This is a genomic window from [Bacillus] selenitireducens MLS10, from assembly GCF_000093085.1.
In the GTDB taxonomy this organism is placed as follows: Bacteria; Bacillota; Bacilli; order Bacillales; family Salisediminibacteriaceae; genus Salisediminibacterium; species Salisediminibacterium selenitireducens.
Window position 1 is genome coordinate 2,915,718 of record NC_014219.1, and the last position, 21,389, is coordinate 2,937,106.

The 21,389-nt window shown below is 51.6% G+C and carries 25 protein-coding genes, 14 tRNA genes, 1 rRNA gene and 1 riboswitch; of the genes, 6 read left to right on the plus strand and 34 right to left on the minus strand.

Going from position 1 to position 21,389, the window contains the following annotated elements:
• Positions 1-9 precede the first annotated feature (9 nt).
• From BSEL_RS13605 to BSEL_RS13650, 9 genes are all read right to left on the minus strand, one after another.
• Positions 10-1,017, minus strand: a complete 1,008-nt coding sequence (locus tag BSEL_RS13605) for a ThiF family adenylyltransferase (RefSeq protein ID WP_013173603.1) — start codon at positions 1,015-1,017, stop codon at positions 10-12.
• Entirely contained in the window at positions 1,014-1,781 is a 768-nt protein-coding gene (locus tag BSEL_RS13610) for a thiazole synthase (RefSeq protein WP_041582505.1), read from the minus strand. The genes BSEL_RS13605 and BSEL_RS13610 overlap by 4 nt, the downstream gene beginning before the upstream one ends.
• A gap of 2 nt (positions 1,782-1,783) precedes the next feature.
• Positions 1,784-1,984, minus strand: coding sequence for a sulfur carrier protein ThiS (thiS, locus tag BSEL_RS13615; protein ID WP_013173605.1), 201 nt, complete (start codon positions 1,982-1,984; stop codon positions 1,784-1,786).
• Complete coding sequence (locus tag BSEL_RS13620; RefSeq protein ID WP_013173606.1) at positions 1,981-3,051, minus strand: NAD(P)/FAD-dependent oxidoreductase; 1,071 nt, start codon at positions 3,049-3,051, stop codon at positions 1,981-1,983. The genes thiS and BSEL_RS13620 overlap by 4 nt, the downstream gene beginning before the upstream one ends.
• Complete coding sequence (locus BSEL_RS17185) at positions 3,048-3,605, minus strand: thiamine phosphate synthase (protein WP_013173607.1); 558 nt, start codon at positions 3,603-3,605, stop codon at positions 3,048-3,050. Before BSEL_RS17185 ends, BSEL_RS13620 begins: the two co-directional genes overlap by 4 nt.
• Positions 3,606-3,712: 107 nt before the next feature.
• Positions 3,713-3,820: riboswitch (TPP riboswitch) on the minus strand.
• A gap of 62 nt (positions 3,821-3,882) precedes the next feature.
• Positions 3,883-4,254: an iron chaperone gene (locus tag BSEL_RS13635; protein WP_013173608.1), complete on the minus strand. Its 372-nt coding sequence runs from the start codon at positions 4,252-4,254 to the stop codon at positions 3,883-3,885.
• 36 nt (positions 4,255-4,290) lie between these two features.
• Positions 4,291-5,367 (minus strand): SDR family NAD(P)-dependent oxidoreductase, encoded by a 1,077-nt coding sequence (locus BSEL_RS13640; protein ID WP_013173609.1) that lies wholly within the window; start codon positions 5,365-5,367, stop codon positions 4,291-4,293.
• 196 nt (positions 5,368-5,563) lie between these two features.
• Complete coding sequence (locus BSEL_RS13645) at positions 5,564-6,628, minus strand: acyl-CoA dehydrogenase family protein (RefSeq protein ID WP_013173610.1); 1,065 nt, start codon at positions 6,626-6,628, stop codon at positions 5,564-5,566.
• 24 nt (positions 6,629-6,652) lie between these two features.
• Positions 6,653-7,183 carry a DUF4242 domain-containing protein gene (locus BSEL_RS13650; RefSeq protein WP_013173611.1) on the minus strand — a complete coding sequence of 177 codons (531 nt, stop codon included), beginning with the start codon at positions 7,181-7,183 and terminating at the stop codon, positions 6,653-6,655.
• Positions 7,184-7,317: 134 nt separating this feature from the next.
• Here BSEL_RS13650 and BSEL_RS13655 point away from each other — a divergent pair, with 134 nt between their 5' ends.
• Positions 7,318-7,764 (plus strand): winged helix-turn-helix transcriptional regulator, encoded by a 447-nt coding sequence (locus tag BSEL_RS13655; protein WP_013173612.1) that lies wholly within the window; start codon positions 7,318-7,320, stop codon positions 7,762-7,764.
• A gap of 42 nt (positions 7,765-7,806) precedes the next feature.
• Here the strand turns inward: BSEL_RS13655 and BSEL_RS13660 are convergent, their stop codons facing one another.
• The 10 genes from BSEL_RS13660 to BSEL_RS13705 all read right to left on the minus strand — a co-directional run bounded on the left by BSEL_RS13660 (position 7,807) and on the right by BSEL_RS13705 (position 15,604).
• Complete coding sequence (locus BSEL_RS13660; RefSeq protein ID WP_013173613.1) at positions 7,807-8,571, minus strand: ABC transporter permease; 765 nt, start codon at positions 8,569-8,571, stop codon at positions 7,807-7,809.
• 5 nt (positions 8,572-8,576) lie between these two features.
• Positions 8,577-9,527: an ABC transporter substrate-binding protein gene (locus tag BSEL_RS13665; RefSeq protein ID WP_013173614.1), complete on the minus strand. Its 951-nt coding sequence runs from the start codon at positions 9,525-9,527 to the stop codon at positions 8,577-8,579.
• 25 nt (positions 9,528-9,552) lie between these two features.
• Positions 9,553-10,338, minus strand: coding sequence for an ABC transporter ATP-binding protein (locus tag BSEL_RS13670; protein WP_013173615.1), 786 nt, complete (start codon positions 10,336-10,338; stop codon positions 9,553-9,555).
• 181 nt (positions 10,339-10,519) lie between these two features.
• Positions 10,520-11,284: a MerR family transcriptional regulator gene (locus BSEL_RS13675; RefSeq protein ID WP_013173616.1), complete on the minus strand. Its 765-nt coding sequence runs from the start codon at positions 11,282-11,284 to the stop codon at positions 10,520-10,522.
• A gap of 107 nt (positions 11,285-11,391) precedes the next feature.
• On the minus strand, positions 11,392-12,096 hold the full coding sequence (locus BSEL_RS13680; protein ID WP_013173617.1) for an SDR family oxidoreductase: 705 nt from the start codon (positions 12,094-12,096) through the stop codon (positions 11,392-11,394).
• A 65-nt stretch (positions 12,097-12,161) separates the two neighbouring features.
• The gene (locus tag BSEL_RS13685; protein WP_013173618.1) at positions 12,162-13,445 is read right to left on the minus strand and encodes an MFS transporter; all 1,284 of its coding nucleotides are present in this window, start codon (positions 13,443-13,445) and stop codon (positions 12,162-12,164) included.
• 2 nt (positions 13,446-13,447) lie between these two features.
• The gene (locus tag BSEL_RS13690) at positions 13,448-13,930 is read right to left on the minus strand and encodes an ArsR/SmtB family transcription factor (RefSeq protein WP_013173619.1); all 483 of its coding nucleotides are present in this window, start codon (positions 13,928-13,930) and stop codon (positions 13,448-13,450) included.
• Between the two features lie 165 nt (positions 13,931-14,095).
• Positions 14,096-14,305: a DUF6366 family protein gene (locus BSEL_RS13695; protein WP_013173620.1), complete on the minus strand. Its 210-nt coding sequence runs from the start codon at positions 14,303-14,305 to the stop codon at positions 14,096-14,098.
• Positions 14,306-14,339: 34 nt separating this feature from the next.
• The gene (locus BSEL_RS13700; RefSeq protein ID WP_041582507.1) at positions 14,340-14,528 is read right to left on the minus strand and encodes an SE1832 family protein; all 189 of its coding nucleotides are present in this window, start codon (positions 14,526-14,528) and stop codon (positions 14,340-14,342) included.
• A 92-nt stretch (positions 14,529-14,620) separates the two neighbouring features.
• Positions 14,621-15,604: a Gfo/Idh/MocA family protein gene (locus BSEL_RS13705; protein ID WP_013173622.1), complete on the minus strand. Its 984-nt coding sequence runs from the start codon at positions 15,602-15,604 to the stop codon at positions 14,621-14,623.
• A 474-nt stretch (positions 15,605-16,078) separates the two neighbouring features.
• Here BSEL_RS13705 and iscB point away from each other — a divergent pair, with 474 nt between their 5' ends.
• The 5 genes from iscB (at position 16,079) to BSEL_RS13730 (ending at position 19,661) form a co-directional block, all read left to right on the plus strand.
• The gene (gene iscB / locus BSEL_RS13710) at positions 16,079-16,564 is read left to right on the plus strand and encodes an RNA-guided endonuclease IscB (protein ID WP_013173623.1); all 486 of its coding nucleotides are present in this window, start codon (positions 16,079-16,081) and stop codon (positions 16,562-16,564) included.
• A gap of 80 nt (positions 16,565-16,644) precedes the next feature.
• On the plus strand, positions 16,645-16,965 hold the full coding sequence (gene tnpA, locus BSEL_RS18375) for an IS66 family insertion sequence element accessory protein TnpA (protein WP_013171793.1): 321 nt from the start codon (positions 16,645-16,647) through the stop codon (positions 16,963-16,965).
• On the plus strand, positions 16,962-17,318 hold the full coding sequence (gene tnpB, locus BSEL_RS13720; RefSeq protein ID WP_013171792.1) for an IS66 family insertion sequence element accessory protein TnpB: 357 nt from the start codon (positions 16,962-16,964) through the stop codon (positions 17,316-17,318). The genes tnpA and tnpB overlap by 4 nt, the downstream gene beginning before the upstream one ends.
• Before the next feature lie 43 nt (positions 17,319-17,361).
• Positions 17,362-18,975: an IS66 family transposase gene (gene tnpC, locus BSEL_RS13725; protein WP_041581975.1), complete on the plus strand. Its 1,614-nt coding sequence runs from the start codon at positions 17,362-17,364 to the stop codon at positions 18,973-18,975.
• 65 nt (positions 18,976-19,040) lie between these two features.
• Positions 19,041-19,661: a site-specific integrase gene (locus BSEL_RS13730; RefSeq protein ID WP_049773664.1), complete on the plus strand. Its 621-nt coding sequence runs from the start codon at positions 19,041-19,043 to the stop codon at positions 19,659-19,661.
• A gap of 157 nt (positions 19,662-19,818) precedes the next feature.
• On the opposite strand, the gene BSEL_RS13735 is transcribed toward BSEL_RS13730, so the two are convergent.
• The 15 genes from BSEL_RS13735 to rrf all read right to left on the minus strand — a co-directional run bounded on the left by BSEL_RS13735 (position 19,819) and on the right by rrf (position 21,366).
• Positions 19,819-19,905: transfer RNA gene (locus tag BSEL_RS13735), tRNA-Leu, on the minus strand.
• 19 nt (positions 19,906-19,924) lie between these two features.
• A tRNA-Cys gene (locus BSEL_RS13740) sits at positions 19,925-19,999 on the minus strand.
• A gap of 8 nt (positions 20,000-20,007) precedes the next feature.
• Positions 20,008-20,082, minus strand: a tRNA-Gly gene (locus BSEL_RS13745).
• Between the two features lie 6 nt (positions 20,083-20,088).
• Positions 20,089-20,163, minus strand: a tRNA-Gln gene (locus BSEL_RS13750).
• Between the two features lie 26 nt (positions 20,164-20,189).
• A tRNA-His gene (locus tag BSEL_RS13755) sits at positions 20,190-20,265 on the minus strand.
• Positions 20,266-20,300: 35 nt separating this feature from the next.
• Positions 20,301-20,385: transfer RNA gene (locus tag BSEL_RS13760), tRNA-Tyr, on the minus strand.
• Between the two features lie 8 nt (positions 20,386-20,393).
• A tRNA-Thr gene (locus tag BSEL_RS13765) sits at positions 20,394-20,469 on the minus strand.
• A 3-nt stretch (positions 20,470-20,472) separates the two neighbouring features.
• Positions 20,473-20,548, minus strand: a tRNA-Phe gene (locus tag BSEL_RS13770).
• A 9-nt stretch (positions 20,549-20,557) separates the two neighbouring features.
• Positions 20,558-20,633, minus strand: a tRNA-Asp gene (locus tag BSEL_RS13775).
• Positions 20,634-20,680: 47 nt separating this feature from the next.
• A tRNA-Met gene (locus BSEL_RS13780) sits at positions 20,681-20,757 on the minus strand.
• Between the two features lie 146 nt (positions 20,758-20,903).
• Positions 20,904-20,979 (minus strand) — tRNA-Val (locus tag BSEL_RS13785).
• Positions 20,980-20,987: 8 nt separating this feature from the next.
• Positions 20,988-21,062: transfer RNA gene (locus BSEL_RS13790), tRNA-Glu, on the minus strand.
• Between the two features lie 7 nt (positions 21,063-21,069).
• A tRNA-Ser gene (locus BSEL_RS13795) sits at positions 21,070-21,162 on the minus strand.
• 4 nt (positions 21,163-21,166) lie between these two features.
• A tRNA-Asn gene (locus BSEL_RS13800) sits at positions 21,167-21,241 on the minus strand.
• Positions 21,242-21,249: 8 nt separating this feature from the next.
• Positions 21,250-21,366 (minus strand): 5S ribosomal RNA (gene rrf, locus BSEL_RS13805).
• Positions 21,367-21,389 lie beyond the last annotated feature (23 nt).

Sequence of the window (21,389 nt, forward strand, 5' to 3'; positions counted from 1 at the left end):
TGCGGGCGTCTAACTGCCGATATAGCGCTGATACAGGGACAGGGCCTCCACCGGATCGGACGTGTTGTGCACGAGGGCACGGCCGTCACGAAACAGAACTACGCGGCGCCCTTCAAGTTCAAGCTGCATGAGAAACGGATTCTCACTCACCGGCACATCAGGCAGGTCGTGTCGGACCCGTTCAAAGGAGACTGCCTTATGCGGGCGGATCTGAACCGTATCACGTCCGCAAAGGACAGCCGTCTTTGTCTGCGCCGAGCGGTCGAGGTTCGGGTATTTTGGGTCCGGGCCACAGCTCGGGCAGCCCGGATCTTTCAGCCCGGTGACATTCACCTTTCTTGTCTCATTCGACCAGACATCGAACTCCACGAGCTCTTCACGAAGCGCTTCGCGGTTCCCTGAAAGAAGCTTCAGGGCTTCAGCTGTCTGAAAGGACGCAGTCATCTGAACCGCGGGACTGATAATACCCGCTGTGTCACAGGTTTCTCCACCAGGCCCGGCATCCCCGAGGATACACTGCAGGCACGGTTTTTCTTCGGGGAGGACGGTATAAGAGAGACCTCCCGAAGCAACACATGCCCCGTAAATGAACGGGATGCCCCGCTTCATGCAGGCATCGTTGATTGCCATGCGTGTCTCGAAATTGTCGAGTCCGTCAACGACCGCGTCCACATCTGCCATCTGAGCGAGGAAAACCGGCGTGATCTCTTCGGTCAAACCGGTGATCGTGACATCGCCGTTAATCGACCTGAGCCGGCGTTCTGCGGCAACAGCCTTCGGAAGGCGCCCGTGAGCGTCCTGTTCCGTATAGAGCTGTTGGCGCTGAAGATTCGAATGTTCCACATAATCCCGATCGACGATAAGCACCCGGCCGACACCCGCTCTCACGAACATCTCCGCCGCGGCACTTCCGAGGGCTCCGGCCCCTGCTATCATGACCGATCCGTCGCGAATCTTGGCCTGACCGTCATGCCCGATGCCTTCGAATCGCTCCTGTCTGGAATATCGCGCTGTCATCGGACCGGACTGATCCCTTCTTGAGGGCTGCTCGCCGTCGCTCTCAGAGCTTTCGGAATGCGTCCTGCTTCAAAACTCAGCCTGCCTGCATACACCGCCTGTTTCATCGCCTCGGCCATCTTCACCGGATCCCCGGCCCGGGCAACTGCGGAGTTCAACAGCACACCGTCAGCACCGAGCTCCATCGCATACGCCGCGTCTGACGGGCTCCCAAGGCCGGCGTCCACGATCACCGGCACGTCCGCCTGATCGAGAATATGCATGAGATTGACTGGGTTCAAGATGCCGAGCCCCGAACCGATCGGCGATGCAGCGGGCATGACGGCATGCACCCCCATCTCCCCGAGACGCCTTGCGAGGACGACATCATCCGACGTATAGGTCAGTACGGTGAATCCGTCTTCGAGGAGCGCCTCTGATGCCTTCAAAGTCTCCACAGGATCCGGAAGCAGGGTCTTCTTGCAGCCGATGACTTCCACTTTCACCATGTCACAAAGTCCCGCCTCTCTCGCAAGCTTCGCCGTCCTGACGGCTTCCTCTGCCGTATACGCTCCGGCGGTATTCGGCAACAGCTCGAAGCGGTCGAGATCGAGCCCCTTAAAGTCATGATCAGGCGCTTCATCCAGCTTCATCCGCCTGACAGCAAACGTCAGGACACCAGTGCCGGAAGCAGCGACAGCCTCTTGTTGAATCTCCGGGCTGTCATACTTTCCGGTGCCGAGCATGAGCCTTGACGGGAGTGTTTTTGATCCAATCTGTAACATCATTATCCGCCTCCTTTAAAATGCACGATTTCGAGCCGGTCACCGTCGGTCACTGCCGAGGTGGACCAGTCATCGCGCTTGACGATTGTGCCGTTCTGTTCAATGGCGATCCTTCCACCGGTGATGCCGAAATGATCAAGCACATCCTCGATGGTCGTCACCTCTTCAAGATTCTCTTCCTGCCCGTTAATAGCGAGCTTCATGATGTGATCTCCTCCTTTTTAAATCCGTTCATAAGCGGCGGCTTCCTGCCCGTCGCCATCCATTCTGCCAAGAGCTTTCCCGTCAGTGCAGACAGGAGAATACCGTTTCGGTAATGCCCGATACTGACAAAGAAGCCTTCCTCCCATTCGTCCACTTCCGGTATACCCCTGTTATGCCTCGGCCTGACGCCGCTCCACAACACTTCAACGACGGCATCCGCCAAAGCCGGTACGAGCATCAGAGCCTGATCAAGGAGATGAGACACCGCCGATGCCCGCACGTGCCGCGACGTGTCCCACGGCTGTTCCGTTGCACCGATGATGATCCGCCCGTCTGCTTTTGGCACGAGGTAAACGTCGTCAGTGACGAGCGTTTCCTGAAACGGCAGCTCATCAGGTCGAAGGGCAAGGCACTCCCCCTTCACCGGATGCACATCCGCCTCTTTGCCGCCGGGAAAGCCGGCAACGCCCGGTGCTGCGAGAAGCTGATCACCGGTAAAGGTGTTCCCGCTTTCCGTGTGAACTTGCCAGCCGCCGTCCGATCGCCCGTACCCTGTGACGTTCTCTCCCTCAAAGAGCTCGCCCCCGCGATGGATGAATGCCTGACGCATCGCGTCAATCGTCAGGCGCGCATCCACCTGTCCTTCATCAGGGAAGTACAGCACGCCTTTAGCCTCCGGTAAAAGCGGGAAACCGTCCTCGACCCAGCGGTATCGGCCGCGAACAGCACCGTGCTGATCCGCCAGCTTCTGAAGAGCCGTCAGTGACGCTTCGGTCATCGCTGCCCGGTACGCCCCTTCCTGCCGGTAGCCTGTCTGCATCCCGCTCCATGTCTCGAGCTGATGGGCGAAATCCCGCCAATAAGCACGGGCTTGAAGAGAAAACGACAGGACTTCAGCTCCGGTATGCAGCTCCGTCTGGGCACCGAGCATGCCCGCTGCGGCCCAGGTTGCCCCTCGCCCGACCCGTTCACGCTCGATGACCTTGACAGACAGACCTGCCTCGAGAGCGTGAATGGCCGTCGCCATTCCCATGATGCCTCCGCCTATGACAATCAGTCTTCTCATGCGTCCAACTCCCTTCTTAATTCGCAAGCCGCCCTGGCGGGATCTTCGCTCAAAAAGACGGCACCGATCACCGCAACCCCTGAAGCACCCGCTTCTTTCAACGCCTTGATCCGGTGCGGTTCAACACCGCCGATGGCGATCACCGGCGTGCGGACCGACCGGCAGATGAGCTCGAATTGCCGGATCCCGAGTGTGGCTTTTGTTTCCTTCGATAACGGCGGATAGACAGGCCCGGCAAACAGATAGGACAGGCCTTCCTCCTCACACCGGAGCGCTGCTTCGAGGGAATGCACAGACCGACCGACGGCCCGCGAATGAGCTGTGGCCTGTTCCGGCAGATGGAGCGCGCCTCCGCTTTCCCGGGCTCCGGGTGTCTTGTCATTGATGATGAGGGATGCCTGGAACGTCCAGTCATTTCCGATGCGTCGGGTATCCTCCGCCATCCACGCCGGTTCACGGACATGAATGGCATCGGCGTATGGGGCAATCCGCTCCGACATCTGTAAAAAAGATGCTTTTGTCAGGGTTCCTGTTGACAGGGTATGCAGCTCCATGCTTCATGACCTCCTTATGATCGTCAACTGTGATGATAAAACCATACAAAAAAGCCCTCTCCTGTTTATAGGAAAGGGCTCACGATCCGGCTGTGGTTCACCAAATAAAGCGCGTCTGCTCACTTCCCTACGCCAGTATGAACTGGATCAGGTTCAGGGAGTCCCGAAGTACACTTCGATCTCAGCCCTTGTAAAGGGCACCTCCAGTGAAAACTATTTTGTTGATGCTAATGGTACTAAATAGGTTTTGTTCTGTCAACGGGAACGGTGCTGATGTTCAGCTTTTCCAAAATGAGGTCTCGTCTTTCTTACTTTCGATGCTTGCGTCGATGATTGCCCCGATGAGCGGATAGTCCACCTCATCTTTCCAGCGGATTCTGAACAATCCTTTTGTCTGCGTGTAGCCTGACGCCTGAATCCGTTCGGCAAAGGCTGCCATCACGTCCTCTTCCGGAGCAATGCTCAAGTGCTGCTTGGCGGTGGAGATTCCGATGATAAAGGACCCGCGATCCGTAAACATCGGGGTGTTCCACTTGATATGCCCCTCGAGCCCTGGATACGTGTCTCCAATCCACCGGAGAAGCGTCTCCATCCGTTCTCGTTGCATGGGATCATCCATGCCTTTCAGATAGTCGCTGAATACGTCCATGTTCCGTCCCCGCTTTCCATCATTTTGGTGATGCCGTCACACTTCTTCTGCATTGACATGGCGTTTGCGATAGCCTCTGACAATCCGCTCGAGCATGGCACTGTCCATATTGAGCGGCGGATGATTCATCCGCTTTAACAGCCGATCCGTATTGTCGTGACTGAAAGCGATCGTCCGGTTTAAATATGGTTCAAAGACAGCCAGCGGCTCATTCATCTTCTGTTCAAGCCTCGACAGGCGATCCGCCGCTTCAAACGGCACCCAGGTCAGCTCGGGAAACTCGAAGCCCTTCTGAATAGCCTTCATGATCATCCCGTTCGTCGGAGGATTCGGATTCGTCACATGATAGATCAAACCGTTCTCACTCTCCGTTACGGCACCTACAATCAGATCGGCCACGTAATCCACCGGTACGAGGTGGGTTTCATCCTCATCGCTCACGACAATGGTGCTCGCATCGGCGGCTTTTGTCCGGTCCTTCTCGCTGTGGCGCTTCATCAGCTCAACGGCACGCATCACGCCGTACAGTCCAAAGGTGGAATCCGCTTCACCTGTCTCGCTGTCCCCGACGATAATCGCCGGACGCAAAATGGCAACACAGAAGCGGTCTTGCCTTGAAAGCACTTCATGCTCGGCGTGACATTTACTCTCCTCATAGGCGTTGACGAATTCACGTCCCTTTGTTTCATACAGCGTTTCGACCCCGACATCATCCATCCCGAGGGTGTACGCGGTGCTCACATGCAGAAATTGCCGGACACCGAGCCGCTCCGCTGCGTCCAACAGCCCCTTTGTCCCTTCGAAATTGCTCTCTAAAACCCGTTCACGTTCCGACGCATCAAAAGACAGATAGGCGGCAGAGTGAATCACCGTATCGATCGTGCCTTTGAGCGCATCGATCTGTGATTCCTGAAGCCCTGCCAACGGCTTCATGACATCCCCTTCGACAAATCGGACGGCTTCCTGCGTCTTTTTGGGAAGGCCGTCAAGCCAGTCTTCGGCCCGTTCCCTGTTACGGATCAGCGTATACACGGTATGGCCCTTTCCGGCAAGACGTTTTATGAGTACCGTGCCGAGAAAACCGGTGGCCCCGGTTACAAATACATTCATCATCAAAACTCCCTTTTGCTTGATTGCTGGTGTCGTTCGATTCTGGTGCTTCGTCTATTCTACTGAAGATTCAGGAGAATGTGTAGTTCATTGCTCATTTTCTTAAAGGGGCGGTTTCGTTGATCTGTTTAAAGGGACTCACCGCAAAAACAGGACCCTGCGCCAGTGACGCGGATCCTGTTCGAACCGGTATGAAGATTCACGCTCCGTTTGAATCGAGCATCTTGCCCAGCTGCTTCACAGTCGGCGTCAGATTGACGAAGAAGTAGGCTTCCCTGAGCCTTCTCGCTTCGTGGCTCGTCTGTTTGTAACCGCTGCCTCCCGCATGCAGCATCCCTGCCTGCACAGCGTCAAGGACGAGTTCAGCTGTCGCTCTGCGGATCTCAAGGAGTTCCTCCCAGGCAGACAGAACACGACCGTCTTTACTCAGACGTGCAAGGCTGTCGGACATTGCGGCAGCTCTTTCCTTAATGTCAGCCGGTTGTACCGGTAAATAAGCATTGCAGCCGCTTTGTCTGTTCACGTGCTTCTCCATGCCCCTGACCGACGCCGCTGCGACTCCGAGTCCGATGGGAACTTGATACGCCACAAAGGAAGGGCGGATGTCTTTGATAAACAGATCGGCATCGTCAGAGAGGACCTCTTCATCGCTGATCACGACGCCTTCAAACCGGCAGGCATAGGTGGCACTCCCGTTCAACCCAAGATAATCGGCCTTCTCCTGCATGTGAAGATTCGGATGATCACAGCTGACAAAGGCCATAATCCTGCGGTTATCAAAAGTCTCGGCAATGACACCGAACCGGTGGCCGTCTCCGAGATTCGATACCGACGGCAGCACGCCATGAATGACATAGCCGCCAGGCTGCTCCTCGGCTTTCAGGTGCAGGGACTCAAGTCCCGCATAGTACTTCATCGGATTGGAGAGACCCGTCCCGCCAATGACGGCTCCGCTTTCAAGAAGGGGTAAAAAGCGCTCCTTCAACCTGCGGTTTCTCGTATGCCGGACATAGGTGAGAGCGGCCAGATGACACCAGAGGTTGAATCCTGTCGTCATGCAATAGGCGGATACCTGTTCCACGAGCCTGATTTCCCGCGTGATCTGTTCATGTAATCTGTTTGTTCCCTGAATGAATGCACCGGCCTCGGCCAATTCCCCGATGACTTCCCGCGGATAGTACGCCTCTCTGTCAATCGGTTTGACGAGCGGCTTCAGCTTCGTTTCAAGGATATCATCGACGGCTGTTTCGTAATCCATGATCATCTTGGTCTCCCCTTCCGTCATACGTTACTTTTTATTCGGGTTCAGCTCAGTGATGGCGTCAATCGGTGCTTTGACTGCCTCTCTTGCCCGGACCACCGCTTCGTCATCCGGCGCATCATAGAAGCAGAGGCATTTTGTCATATCCTCACAGACATACGTCCGTGAGAAGGACACTTCCGGCACTTCCTGATAGTGAACCGAGTTCTTCTTCTTTCGTTCAAGATACTGATCCATCGTCAGATTCTCCGGGAGGTTCCATTCGACGAGGTAGTTGATTTTCTCTTTTTGCGCCTTGACATGTTCGAGATCCTGACCGACGATGCGGACTTCTTTGGCCAGACTGACCGGAAACCCGGAAGCTTCGAGTGCCTCTTTGGCATCGGATTCCTGATCTGTCTCCACAATCAGAAACGCCCGTTGGAAATTCTGAGCGACCTGCACCTCAATCAGTTCGTGACTTCCTTTTGCCGTTTCAAACCGCTCAACGGCCTGTGAAACTGCCGCTTCATCTCTGATACTGTCCTGCAGTGCTGATTCAAACAAATACAATCCCATGTGTATCGCTCCTTTTTTTCATAATTGTCACACTTGAGTAATTTTATTATATTAATTAATTCAACCTTATTGGTTTCATGATGGATGTTGGGGTATACTTAACCTTGACCCGTCACCAGAAGGAGTTTTGTCATATGAAAGCACGCTATAACCTCCCCTGTAATATTGCCCAGACCCTGAACATCGTAGGTGATCGCTGGACACTCCTGATCCTACATGAGATCCTCATCGGTCACACCACCTTTAACGAAATCAAACGAAGCCTGGAAGGGATCTCGGCGAACATTCTTTCAGACCGGCTGAAGCAGCTTGAGGAAGCGGGCCTTACGTCATCGAGTCTATACTCCGATCACCCGCCCCGCTATGCCTATACGCTCACGGAAAGCGGCAAAGCCCTCGAACCGGTGTTTGATGCCCTCTTGATTTGGGGACAGAACCACCTCGAGCACTGTTATAAAAAAATGATTCACACGTCCTGCGATCAGGAAATTGAAGTGAGCTATTACTGCCCGCACTGCGAGGAGTCGCTCACTAAAGACGACACGACCATCGTCACGCTTTCCGATCAGGTAACTCCGTAGATCCTTTTGCCCCTGTGCCACTTGCACCGGGGCTCTTTTCGTTCAGGCCCGCTGCATCCCCCACTGTTTGCCGACCCATGTCTCAAAGAGACCGACGGCTTTATCAAGAAGCAGTCCGAGCACCCCGATTGTGATAATCCCGGCGAGGACCAGATCGAGATCGAGGGCATTCCTCGCATCAACGATCAGATAACCGAGCCCGGACTGCGCGCCGATCATTTCTCCGGCCACGAGGAATATCCAGGCCGTACCAACGGCGATATGAAGCCCGTTCGCTATATACGGAAAGGCTGCCGGAAAGATGATTTTCACAAGCAGGGACACCTTCCCGATCTCTAGATTCTCTGCGAGCTTCAAATAGGTCCGGTCCACTTTTTTAACGGCAGACACCGTTGAGAGTAAGACCGGAAAGAAGGCCGCGATAAATATGATCACGATCGCCGGCATATTGCCGATGCCAAACCAGAGGACGATAAACGGTGACCAGGCCACCGGTGCGACCGGCCGGAGCACCTGAACGACCGGGTCGACGATCCGCCACATCACGTTTGATCGCCCTAGCAACAGCCCGAGAGGGATCGCGATCAGTACGGCACTGAGGTATCCCGCAAAAAAACGGAACAGGCTGATGCTGACGTGATCAGCCATGGCCCCTGATCGGATCAGGCTGACGAGCCCTTCCCCGACAACTAGTGGGGATGGCAGCAACGCTTCCGGATAATCGCCGATCCAGATGACAAGCTGCCAAATGCCGAGCACGAATCCGATAGAAACGAGCAGATACAGGAGTGTTTCAAGCCATTTCATCCGGTTCACCTCGATTCCTCAAAAGCTGATTGGTCCACAAAATCCGAAAAGGCAGGCGGTTCATCCGATAAATCCATGTCGATGAGCCGCGATCGCAGATGTTCGTACTCGGCTTCTCCGATCGACAGATCCCCGTAATCGATCCAGGCAAGCGACAGCGAAAGCGTCTCTTCATCGACGTTCAAATGATTCTGATGTGCTCGCATCGCCTCCTCTGTCATCGCATCCGCCATCACGCCCGCTTCAAGATACGCCGTTAAAAACGCATCACTCAGCTCAGGGGCTTCTTCCATGAAGTCGTCCCGAAGTACAAGGGCGCAGCACAGGCAGCTACCCGGGCAGAACTGATCCGACTGATACAGAACATGCCCGGCATCAAGAGTAACGCCAAGGGCGCCGAATGGCTCGGCGACAATGTAGCTCGCAATCCGTCCTTCTGAGAGGGCCGCGGGCATCTCCGGCGGTGGCATCTCCACAATATTCACCTCTTCATAGTCGACACCTGCTTCCCTGAGCATCTCATCAAGAAGCAGATGGTGCGCGGACAGAGTATGCGGGATCGCCACAGTCTCGCCACGCAGGTCTGCAGGGTCCGTGATATCGTGAGCGGCAACGATGGCATTGCCCTCCCTGTGGCCAAGTGCGACAGCGGAAAGGTCAATGCCCCGCTCCTTCGCCTTCATGGCCAGTTCAAACAGCACCGAAGCGCCGTCAATCCGTCCTGCATTCAATGCATCCATCAGTTCAATCCAGCTCGAGAAGCGGACGAGTTCAATGTTTCCATGACTCAACAGCTCGTCTTCAAATTCCTTCACAAAATACAGGGGTGCTGCATGGGTGATAGGCAAATGGCCGATCCGGATGACATCATCCTCCCCTGGGGCAGGTGCCCCGCATGCGCTCATGATCATCGTACCGATCATCATGACACCGACAGTCCGATTCGATCGTTTCACTGATTCATCCCTCCACGTCACACGTTCAGATATTGTATTCCGGCTCATCATACGTCTGGCGAAAGCTGAATTCATCCATAATCTGCTTTCGGTAATGCTGAAAATCCCTGTGAGCCCGGTCCCTCGGCTTCGGCAGCTGAATCGTGAGCTCCTTGCGAATCCGACCGGGTGCACTGTCCATGAGAAAGATCCGGTCCGACAGATAGAGCGCCTCATCAATGTCATGGGTCACGAGGATCATCGTCGTCCCTTCCTGATCACGGATGTTCAACAGCTCATTTTGCAGATGGTAGCGGTTGAACGTATCCAGGGCGGCGAAGGGTTCATCCATCAGGATCAGCTCCGGACGAATGGCCAGTGCCCTCGCGATGGCCACACGCTGTTGCATCCCGCCGGACAACTCGGACGGAAACCGGTTCTTACTGTCAAGAAGTCCGACAAGCTTCAGATAGCGTTCGGCTCTCGTTCTTTGCTCTTCTTTCGAGAGACCCTCCGGCTCAAGGGCGAGCTCGATATTTTGCAAGACGCTCCGCCACGGCAGCAGCGCATAAAACTGAAAGAGCATGATCGCTCTTCTCGAGGGGGCTGTCACCGCCTCCCCGTTAAAGACGACCGTTCCCTTCGTCGGCTGCTCAAAGCCGCCAATCACGTTCAAAAGCGTGCTTTTGCCACAGCCGCTCTCCCCAAGAATGGAGATAAACTCCCCCTCCTTGACGGTCAGGTCAATGCCTGCAAGAACATCATGAGATGCACCGTTCGAAAGGAAGGCTTTATATGTATCTTTCACTTCCACCACATCCCGTTTCTCCACATGCGCTCCCTCATTTCCAAGTTAATTAATAATTCCAATGTGTTTACTTTGTTTTATCATCATAGCGTATCAGGTTAAAAAAAACAACCTGTAATCCCAAGAAGTCTGAAATCTTTTTTTCAGAGGTACATGTCAAAAAAAGACACCCACCTCACTGGTGAATGTCTGCTTACTTCCTGCTTTATACGTACCCTTGATCGGTATAGTGCACGATGGCGTCCCGCAAAAAGGCTGTCATGCCTTCCTTTTTCTCATAGTACGCCGTAAAACGCTCATCCGCTGTATACATCTGAGCGAGTCCGGCGTGCGCATTCGGATCATACGATGTCCAATAGTGCATGAGCCAGCGTTTATGCATGGCAGCGAGTTCCATCGCCTCTTTCCCTGCCGGACCCCCCGTCAAAAAAGCCGCTTCAAGCTGGCGCAAGATCTCTTCTGACAGGGCTTGTGCTTCTTCATAGGCATCTTTACTCAGCCCCTGAAACGTCTCGTTGGCGTCATCGACGGTCTGATCCCCGTATTTCTCCCGAATCTCTTTGCCGTACGTTTCCTCATTGCGGCGAATCATGTTTGTTTTCAACCCTTCGAACTTCTCTTCATTGGTCATCGTCCTCATCCCTTTCATCGTGTCGATCGTCTGATCAACATTGGCAATCAGCCTATCAAGATCCGACCGCTGTTTCACCAAAGCCTCCCTGTGCTGTTCGAGACGCTTGCGCCGGTCATCGTCCGGCGCAGATAGAAGCACCTGGATCTCATCGAGACCGACATCGAGGGCCTTCAGGAACAGAATATCCTGCAGGCGGTCCACTTCCGTATCCCTATAGATCCGGTAGCCTGACGGGTTCCGTAATGCCGGCTTCAACAGACCAATTTGATCATAGTAGCGCAATGTGCGCGTGCTGACACCGGCGAGTTCAGCGAGCGCCTTTACCGTATACGTCACATCCAAGCCCTCCTCTCTGTTTCAGTGTAAACCATGACGTTACGTCATAGGCAAGCGGTCTAATAAAGAAACCCCCTGCCTGATGTGGCAGAGGGTCACCGCGCCTGTCAGACAGGCCGGACATTGATTTCATTCACATTGACATAGTCAGGCTGACTGAGGGCATAGACGACCGCGGCCGCAATGTCCTTCGTCTCGAGCTTCTTCCTGCCTCCGAAGTCGTTGGAGCTCGTCAGGTCGGTATCCACCATGCCGGGTGCAATGTTCGTCACCCTCACGCCTGTCTGGGCCAGCTCTTTTTCGAGGCCCGACGTGATCGCCCTTACGGCGTATTTCGTCGCGCTGTAAACGGTGCTCTTCTTCGACACTTCAAGGCCGGCAACAGAACCGACATTGACGATATGCCCGCTTGAGCGTTCCACCATAGCCGGCAGGACCGCATTGATGCCAAAGAGCACACCTTTGATGTTGACGTCAATCATCGTTTCCCAGTCGTCCACCTGACCGGCTGTCACGGTGGACGACAGCATATGACCGGCGTTATTGACGAAGATGTCCACTTGACCGAAGGTATCTTCCGCCCGTTTTGCGAGCTCCTCGACGTCGTCACGGCTCGTGACATCTGTCTTCACGACCAGCGCTTTCCCCTGATCGGCTTTATTGATCTCACTCTCGATGGCTGCGAGCTTCTCCACGCGACGCCCGGCAAGGACGACGTTGACGCCTTCCTTTGCCAGCGCCCTCGCGATGCCCGCTCCTATACCTGTTCCGCCACCGGTGATGACGGCTGTTTTTCCTGTCAGTGTTGTCATAATCAAACCAGGCCTCCTCTAAGCTGTATGTCTACACTGTAGCTCATTACCGGAAATGACGGTTTTCAAACCTGCGCGGCATCGGACCCCGCTTCCTGTTTCTGCTCCGGAAACAGCCTGACGTTCTCAATCGCAGGGAGGGTCCGGAGGATGGCCTGCTTCATCCAGAGGAGGCTGAAGACGACCATGCCAATGCCGGCAATCAGAATCGGCACGACCGGTGAATACGCCTCTCCGATCACCCCGCCAATCAGTGCCCCGACCGGTACACCAAGGGAGGCGGAGCTCGTCAACAGGGTCACGACCCGTCCGATGTACACACTTTCCACCTGGCGCTGAACGGATGAGAAGATCAGGATATTCAAAAACCCGATGGAAATGGCTCCGATGCTGAAGAGAATCATGGAGAGCACCCATGGGGCGAGGGCCGTCCCGATCCAGAGCAGGCCCGTCATGGCGAAGGTCACAATGATCAGCCGGCCAAAGGGCACGGTTTTCACCTTTGGACTCAGAATGGTACCCAGGAGAATGCCAAGAGAAAGGGCCGCCATATAGAATCCGTAAGCGGCTTCAAGGCCGTTTGCCTTCATCAGAGAGAACGCCGGTACATTCGTCAGCATAACGGCCATCGTTACGTTGACAAAGACGATGGACATCATCATCTTCGGAATGAGTGACTGCCTGATATACGTCACCCCGCCCGTGAGATCCGTCGCATAGTTCTTCAGGTGGCGGTAAAAACGGTGATCTGTCCCTGCGGATTCTTCCAAGTCGGCAATGTCCAAAAAGAGATAACAGATTACGGTAAGAAGGACGAGTACCGCGGTGATGCCAATGGCGGTGACGCTGCCGATGAGCGCGGCAAGGATCCCCGCCGCAGCGATAAAGACGATATCCATCGCTTCTCTCACCGTCTGCAAATACGCATTGGCCTCCACGATCTGTTCGTCACCCACGACTTTCGGAACGAGTGTGGAAACGATCGGGTAGGCAAACTGATTGATGAGGCTCGTGAGAAAGAGGATCCCAATGACGACCCAGACGTTCAGCCCCGTCGTCGCGTAGGCGATCGGAATCACGAGAAGAAGCAGGGCCTTTATGAGGTTGCTCATCATTAATCCCCGCTTATAGCCCGTGTAATTTGCAAGGGGCGCGATGAGAAAGGCCAGGACATTCGCTGAGGAAATCGCAAAGAACGCAAAACCGGAGTAGAGCACACTGCCTGTCAGTTGAATGACGAGAAGCATCCCCGTTATGAGATAGATACCGCCCGCTGCTGCCTGAATAAAGACCCCTGCCATGATGATTTGAAAATTCCGGTCCCGTAAAAAAGCCCGTTCTGTCGCCATTGTCAGTCCTCCTCCTCGCTCCTGTTCACCGTGAACGTCACTGCATACGCCTGTTGATCCTGTCTGTTTGCTTCTTCGTATGACCGCTTCCCGTAGCGGATGAGGAGCTCATGAACTTCTTCGTTTAACTCCTTCAGCATCGCCTCGGATAAATACAGATTCGCAGACAGCTTCTCCACTTCTTCTTCGCTCTTCTTGTATTCCGGATTATGAAAGGAGATCGCTTTGGCTCGGTAGTATTTCTCCACAATCCCTTTGTTCGTCTCTTCACGGTCGATCTCGAGAATGCCGTGTTTGACGAGCTGCTGGATGTGGTAATACGTCGTGCCCGGATTTTTATCGAGGGCATCCGCAGCCTGCTTCGGCGTCATCGGATTCTCGTAAAGCATCCCGATCAGTCTGGATCGAAAAGGACTCGAAATCGCCTTTTGCTGGGCCCAGTTGATCGTCATCACCGACGAATCCGGTTTGTTTTCTTCCGGCATACCAACACCACCTTTATTTATAAATTTAAGTCGATTTGTAAATCCAAATTAACTTACATCAAGTATACGATTTGGGTTTACAAATTGCAAGTGTTTTCGAAAAAAAACGCAGAAGATCCTTATAGGACCTCCTGCGCAGCCTGATTTCCATGTATGCAGTTGTTTTTACCAGACTGAGATGATCACGGTGACGGCAATCAGCACGAGGATCAGGATACCGGTCCCTTTCCAGCCCAGGCTGTTCACGAGGTCCGTGAGGCTGCCCGACGAGGAGCGGTTTGCTGCATCTCTCATCGTGCCACCCGGGTTGTGTTTACGTTCTTCCTGTGTCATCCGTTCCCGCTGTCTTTTGGGTTGTCTGTCATTCGTTGGCATCGGAGTACCTCCTCTGTCACCGTCTCGATGTGATTCATTCCGCTCTTAATAGCCGGTCCTTTTCCTGATTGAGATTGGACAGCTCTTCTTCGATGTCGGCGAGCCGTTTCTCCAGGGGATTCAGGTTGCCCCCGACGGTCTCAAGCTTCTCAAGATTATGCTGTAGCTGCATGTATTCATCCTTTAATTCCACGATGTCTCTGTCAATCTGTTTGAGATTCATGCTGATCATCCTTTTCGTCCTTTTTAAGTCCAAGTTTATCAGACAAGCGGGAGATGCGTCGAAAATTCCACATACCATCATTGATTGAAGGCTCACTCCGAGTCTGACGGATAGATAATCCCGCCGGACTTCCTCGCCGCTTCAAACGTCTCCATGACCATCATCGAATGATCAAGAAGCTCCTGACACGCAGCATGGTCGCGGTTGTTGATGATGGATGCAAACGCCCGGAACTCATCGTACAGCCGGTTCTCTTTCGTCTGATGATTCACTGTCACCGGGTCTCCGCCGGTGTCCACGATGAGAGAAGCCATCCCGTTCACGCCGTTTACGACCTGGATATACCCCTTCTCTCCCTGAATCATGGCGACATTCATGCTTCTCGTATCCTTCGCCCCGGTACAGACCGCAATGTGATCGTCGTAGGTCATGACGAGAACCCCTGACGTATCAATTCCGTTACTGTGGCGATTCGCCGTATACGTGAGAGACTGTGGAGAGCCAAAGAGACGTACGACAAAGTGGAGGTTATAAATGTTGATATCCGCCAATGCCCCACCGGCAAACTCCGGGTTGAACACATTCGGTGTCTCTCCTGCAAGGAGGGCATCATAGCGGCTTGAATACTGGCTGTAGTTGCACTGAATCAGCTTCACCTTCCCGATCTTCGGCAGGGCTTCTGTGAGCGCCGTGAAGTTCGGCATGTGAATGATCGAGATCGCTTCAAACACCATGAGCCCTTTCGATGCCGCGAGCTCCTTCACCGCTTTCGCTTCTTTGACTGTCGGTGTGAACGGTTTCTCGCAGATGACATGCTTCCCTGCATGAAGGGCCCTTGTCATATGATCCGAATGGAGGCTGTTCGGTGACGCGATGTAGACCGTATCAAACCTCTCACTCGCAAAAAACGCATCCAGTTCCGTGTAGATCTGATCGATGCCATAATTATCTGCATAGGCAGATGCACGTTCTCTCTTTCGTGTGTACATCGCAGTACATTCCGCATCCGGAATCTGACGCAACGCATCGAGCGTGAGACCGACGATTCTTCCTGTTCCGATTGTTCCGATTTTCATGAGGAGCCTCCTTGTGCAGCACGTTGTTCGTTATAACCAGCGTACCACATCTCACTGATGATCAGATAACGCAAGAAAGGAAAATGGATGGTATCTGTACGAAAAAAAGAATAATCCTTCGATGGCAGTCGTTTATACCATAGTATCCGGGTTTTCTCTTGTATGCGTGACAGCCATTCAGGTATACTGTATTTAGAACAAACGTTCCTCATTATATTTGGAGGTGTTGCTTGTGTATCAGGAACGTCAACAACCCAACGACTAAAGTCGTGGGCTTGTAAAAGCCCCTGTTGACTAGCCTAAGTCTTTCGAGGACTACGTTGGATCGGTCAAGACACCTTACGGTGCGGATTCTAGCTGTAAGCCCTGTCGCTTGTGATTAAAAGTCCGAACGGGTTGTGGGCGGTGTTGCAAGCGTAAAAGCCTTTCCAACATTGGCGAAGAATACCTGACTCCTGAAAGGAGGTACACGTTATGTTCGTGTACGTATTAAACAAAAACGGCGAACCTTTAATGCCGTGCAAACCGAGAAAAGCACGATTATTGTTGAACGAAAAGAAAGCAAAAGTTGTGAAGCAAACCCCTTTTACGATCCAACTGCTTTACGGTTCAAGTGGCTACAAACAGCCTGTTTCATTGGGTGTGGATGCCGGAACCAAGCACATCGGATTCAGCGCAACGACGGAGAAAGACGTGTTATTTGAAGGTGACGTTCAACTGAGAACGGACATTCAGGATAAACTGGCAACAAGACGGCAGTACCGACGATCAAGAAGAAGCCGAAAAACAAGGTACAGACAACCGAGATTCGACAATCGAAAGAAAGAAAAAGGATGGCTTGCCCCTTCCGTGCAACATAAAGTGGATTCGCATATCCGTTTTGTTGAAAAAGTCCATGCGTTGTTGCCGATCACAACAATAACAGTTGAAGTGGCACAGTTTGATATTCAGAAAATGTAAGCGTCAAACAAATGCACATATGATTTAACCCGATCCTCCTTCATACTGTGATTATATTCAAAGTATGAGGGAGTGACGCGATGAATAATCAAAGGAAAAATCATGAATTCTGGGTACATAAAGTGAAGGAAATCAAAGATTCAGGGCTCTCAGTAGCCGCGTGGGTGAAACAAAATGAGGGATATACCGTTCACCAGGTCCGTTACTGGCTTCGAAAAATCCAGAAGCAATCCGAAACCAGTCCATCGTCTTCGGATTGGCTGTCCGTTCATGTTGATCACACCCGACATCATTCCTCACAAATAATCCTTCATCTACCTAATGGGAGCCGGCTTGAAATCCCTGCGGGATTACCTCCAAAGGAACTCCAACACCTCTTTCAAGCAGTGAATGCTTTATGATCGGGCAGATTCACCCAAAGAACGTTTACCTTGCAAGAGGGTCAACGGATTTACGCAAATCCATTGATGGTTTAGCGGCGATTGTTCAGGAGGGATTCGAACTGGATCCCTTCTCATCTTCGCTGTTCGTCTTTTGTAACAGGTATCGGGACAAAATCAAAATTTTGTACTGGGATCATAATGGCTTTTGGCTTTACTACCGTCGTCTTGAGAAAGGTCGGTTTCCATGGCCGACATCTGGCTCTGACGAGCCAATGATCATTACGGAAAGACAGTTAAGATGGTTGTTAGATGGACTGCCATTGGATCAAAAAGGGGCTCATCGGAAGATGAATCCTGAAAAAGTCGTTTAGCGTCTTGCAGGAATCATTGTTTCCGTATAAAATAAGCTACATTATGAAAAAGACATCTGAACACTCATCCAACACAACTGAATCTGTCGATGACCGAGTTTCAAGACTCGAGAAGGAAAAGGCTGAGCTGGAACTTCAACTGAAATGGTACAGGGATCAGTTCAGCCTGATGCAAAAGAAAAAATTCGGGACATCCAGCGAAAAAACAGATGAGCGTTTTGAACAAGGTTCTTTGTTTAACGAGTCTGAAAAAGAACAGGACGCAGCTGAGGAAGAACCGACGGTTGAGGCAATTACATATGAACGGAAGAAAAAACGAAAGGCTCGTAAGGACCTGACAGAGAACCTGTACACTGAAACCGTGACTTATACACTCCCGGTCGAAGACCAGGTTTGTTCGTGTTGCAACGGTGAACTTCATATAATGAAGACACAGGTTAAAGATGAACTGGAGATCATCCCGGCAGAAGTAAAGGTCAAACGGTATGAAACCACCATTTACAGCTGTCGACATTGTGAAAGAACGGGTACGAGAAATCCAATCGTGAAAGCACCTTCTCCAGAACGCCCATTTCCAGGCAGTTTGGCTTCGCCGTCTATCGTCTCTTATATGATCAATCAGAAATTTGTTCAAGGCGTACCGCTTTACCGGCAAGAACAGGAGTTCAAGAGGATGGATGTCCCCATATCCCGCCAGACGATGTCCAATTGGATCATTGAAGCATCTGAACAAATGCTTGAGCCGATCTGGGACCTCATGATTCGGATATTAACATCTCTCGATGTTCTCCATGCCGATGAAACGACCGTTCAAGTCCTGAAAGAAGACGGAAAAGAGGCCGCAGCCAAATCCTATATGTGGCTATACCGGTCTGGTAGTCATGATGTTCCGATCGTCATCTATGATTACCAGCCTGGAAGAGCAAGTAAATATCCACGTCGCTTTCTAGAAGGATTTACCGGCTATCTGCATGTTGATGGCTATGGTGGTTATCATGCTCTCAAACCCAAAGTGGAACTCGTTGGATGTTGGGCCCATGCACGTCGCAAGTTTTTCGATGCGGTTCAAACGTTGCCTGACGATCGTGATTCAACGACATCTGCGGCAAAAAAAGGGCTGAATGCCATCGACGAGCTCTACCGCATTGAAAGAGAGATTCAAAATGAGTATAAAACGCCCGAAGAGTTCTACGAAGCTCGAAAAGAGCGAATCGAGCCCCCTCTTGAGGCTTTTTCAGCATGGGTTGAGTCTATGAAGCCAAAAATTCTATCCAAATCACTCTTGGGTAAAGCCGTGATTTATGCCAGCAATCAAATGGAGCATCTACGAACATTCTTAAAAGACGGTCGATTAGCGATTGATAACAATCGCGCAGAGCGCAGTATTAAACCATTCGTTATTGGGAGAAAGAACTGGATTTTCTCCAATACACCGCGAGGTGCAAAAAGCAGCAGCATCATTTACAGTATGATTGAAACTGCAAAAGAGAACCAATTGAAGCCCCAGGCATATTTGAACTACCTGTTTGAGAACCTCCCCTCCAGCAAACAATCTGAGATGGAACAGTTCCTTCCGTGGTCAGACTCTTTACCCCGGATGATATTCGTATCATTAAAAATCGATAACCCAAGTATAGAAAATCCGCATCTACATTGATAGGTGCGGATTTTTGACGCTTACTAACATGGGCTGATTTAGCAAAAAAAACTGACGATAAATACTTGGATTTTAATGAGAGTGACATCCTGTTAAGTGAGTTAAGAAAGCTCTCTGTATCAAACTTGAATTATTCAATTTTATTACTCGCATTAACTACTGGTTTAAGGTATGGCGAATTAGTCGGCTTAACATGGGATGATTTTACTTTCGATTATCCTAGCTTTGAAAACGGGATGATAGAAGTTAATAAAACATGGGGTTATATGAAAAAATCAGAGAAAGGATTCGGTAAAACAAAGAATCCTCAGTCTCTCAGAAAAGTCTCCGTAGATAAAGTCACTATGGAACATTTCTATCAATTGAAGGTATCAGCTATTGAAAATGAACATGGGCTAGTATTCTTTAGTCCTTCATCAAAGTACAATGTTATTAGTAACACAGCTTCTAATAAACTACTCAAGAAAACACTTCAGAATTTAGGTTTAAAAGTCGTTTCTATGCATGGTTTAAGACACACCCATGCTAGCGTATTACTTTATAAAAAAATCTCTCTATACTACGTTAGTGAGCGTTTAGGACATGGTGATATACAGACAACTTCGAAAGAATATACCCATGTACTATCAGAATTGAGAATTGAAGATCAGGATCAAGCTAGGAAGATATTTTCAGGAGATAATTAAAGCCCATTAAGAGTTTATGTGTAGAAAATGTGTAGAATCATATTTATTTCTATCGTTTTCTTCCATAATTAATAATTTCGAATAAAAGAAAAAAACGTTGATATATCAACGTTTAGAATGATTTAGAACTATTTAAAAGTAACTTATCTTAACTATGTGGTACCGGTGGTCGGGGTCGAACCGACACTCCCGTGAAGGAACGGGATTTTGAGTCCCGCGCGTCTACCAATTCCGCCACACCGGCAAAACGTATAAATAAAAAATGGAGGCGGCAACCGGATTCGAACCGGTGAATAGAGGTTTTGCAGACCTCTGCCTTACCACTTGGCTATGCCGCCCTGAAAAATGGAGCGGGAAACGGGATTCGAACCCGCGACCCCCACCTTGGCAAGGTGGTGCTCTACCACTGAGCTATTCCCGCAAATATTGGCAGGGGTAGCAGGATTCGAACCTGCGGTACACGGGATCAAAACCCGATGCCTTACCGCTTGGCTATACCCCTATAATAACAAGAATAAAAGCTAATCATGGGGCGGCTGATGGGAATTGAACCCACGAGTGCCGGAATCACAATCCGGTGCGTTAACCACTTCGCCACAACCGCCACAAACAATCACTTCTGTATTATAGCATAAAAAATGGTGGAGGGGGAGGGATTCGAACCCCCGAACCCGTAGGGAGCGGATTTACAGTCCGCCGCGTTTAGCCACTTCGCTACCCCTCCGGAAAAAATGGTGCTGGCCAGAGGACTTGAACCCCCAACCTACTGATTACAAGTCAGTTGCTCTACCAATTGAGCTAGGCCAGCACATGGTGGCTCGGGACGGAATCGAACCGCCGACACACGGATTTTCAGTCCGTTGCTCTACCGACTGAGCTACCGAGCCTTATTAAAATGGCGGTCCCGACCGGGATCGAACCGGCGATCTCCTGCGTGACAGGCAGGCATGTTAACCGCTACACCACGGGACCTTGATAAACGTTCAAATAAAGTATGTACAAACGTTTGAAATTAAAATTGGTTGCGGGGGGCGGATTTGAACCACCGACCTTTGGGTTATGAGCCCAACGAGCTACCAGACTGCTCCACCCCGCGGCAATAAAAAAGAATCTTGTATTGATCTTGCTTCATGAGAGACGACTGTTTCTTCCGTTCCTCATTCTTGCGGTACTTCGAAACAACTCACTGTCGTTCGTTGCTCCACCCCGCGGCAATAGAAATAAAACTGTGTTAAGAGTAAATGGTGGAGGATGACGGGCTCGAACCGCCGACCCCCTGCTTGTAAGGCAGATGCTCTCCCAACTGAGCTAATCCTCCACATATGTTGGTGACCCGTACGGGATTCGAACCCGTGTTACCGCCGTGAAAGGGCGGTGTCTTAACCACTTGACCAACGGGCCAAAAAAATGGCGGAGTGCGAGGGATTCGAACCCTCGATACGGGTTAAAACCGTATACACGATTTCCAATCGTGCTCCTTAAGCCGCTCGGACAGCACTCCGTAATGGCTCCACAGGTAGGATTCGAACCTACGACCGATCGGTTAACAGCCGATAGCTCTACCACTGAGCTACTGTGGAATAATGATGCCTGGCGACGTCCTACTTTCACAGGGGGACAGCCCCCAACTATCATCGGCGCTGAAGAGCTTAACTTCCGTGTTCGGCATGGGAACGGGTGTGACCTCTTCGCTGTCGCCACCAGACTATGAAATTGAGTGTAACCACT

Coding starts and splice junctions, on each gene's coding strand:
- thiS (WP_013173605.1), bottom strand. CDS start 1,984: ATGAAGCTCGCTATTAACGGGCAGGAAGAGAATCTTGAAGAGGTGACG.
- BSEL_RS13705 (WP_013173622.1), bottom strand. CDS start 15,604: ATGAAAATCGGAACAATCGGAACAGGAAGAATCGTCGGTCTCACGCTC.
- BSEL_RS13650 (WP_013173611.1), bottom strand. CDS start 7,183: ATGGGATTGTATTTGTTTGAATCAGCACTGCAGGACAGTATCAGAGAT.
- tnpC (WP_041581975.1), top strand. CDS start 17,362: ATGAAAAAGACATCTGAACACTCATCCAACACAACTGAATCTGTCGAT.
- BSEL_RS13605 (WP_013173603.1), bottom strand. CDS start 1,017: ATGACAGCGCGATATTCCAGACAGGAGCGATTCGAAGGCATCGGGCAT.
- BSEL_RS13680 (WP_013173617.1), bottom strand. CDS start 12,096: ATGACAACACTGACAGGAAAAACAGCCGTCATCACCGGTGGCGGAACA.
- BSEL_RS13700 (WP_041582507.1), bottom strand. CDS start 14,528: ATGAATCTCAAACAGATTGACAGAGACATCGTGGAATTAAAGGATGAA.
- BSEL_RS17185 (WP_013173607.1), bottom strand. CDS start 3,605: ATGGAGCTGCATACCCTGTCAACAGGAACCCTGACAAAAGCATCTTTT.
- BSEL_RS13695 (WP_013173620.1), bottom strand. CDS start 14,305: ATGCCAACGAATGACAGACAACCCAAAAGACAGCGGGAACGGATGACA.
- tnpB (WP_013171792.1), top strand. CDS start 16,962: ATGATCGGGCAGATTCACCCAAAGAACGTTTACCTTGCAAGAGGGTCA.
- BSEL_RS13610 (WP_041582505.1), bottom strand. CDS start 1,781: ATGTTACAGATTGGATCAAAAACACTCCCGTCAAGGCTCATGCTCGGC.
- iscB (WP_013173623.1), top strand. CDS start 16,079: ATGTTCGTGTACGTATTAAACAAAAACGGCGAACCTTTAATGCCGTGC.
- BSEL_RS13640 (WP_013173609.1), bottom strand. CDS start 5,367: ATGATGAATGTATTTGTAACCGGGGCCACCGGTTTTCTCGGCACGGTA.
- BSEL_RS13655 (WP_013173612.1), top strand. CDS start 7,318: ATGAAAGCACGCTATAACCTCCCCTGTAATATTGCCCAGACCCTGAAC.
- tnpA (WP_013171793.1), top strand. CDS start 16,645: ATGAATAATCAAAGGAAAAATCATGAATTCTGGGTACATAAAGTGAAG.
- BSEL_RS13660 (WP_013173613.1), bottom strand. CDS start 8,571: ATGAAATGGCTTGAAACACTCCTGTATCTGCTCGTTTCTATCGGATTC.
- BSEL_RS13635 (WP_013173608.1), bottom strand. CDS start 4,254: ATGGACGTATTCAGCGACTATCTGAAAGGCATGGATGATCCCATGCAA.
- BSEL_RS13645 (WP_013173610.1), bottom strand. CDS start 6,628: ATGATCATGGATTACGAAACAGCCGTCGATGATATCCTTGAAACGAAG.
- BSEL_RS13620 (WP_013173606.1), bottom strand. CDS start 3,051: ATGAGAAGACTGATTGTCATAGGCGGAGGCATCATGGGAATGGCGACG.
- BSEL_RS13685 (WP_013173618.1), bottom strand. CDS start 13,445: ATGGCGACAGAACGGGCTTTTTTACGGGACCGGAATTTTCAAATCATC.
- BSEL_RS13690 (WP_013173619.1), bottom strand. CDS start 13,930: ATGCCGGAAGAAAACAAACCGGATTCGTCGGTGATGACGATCAACTGG.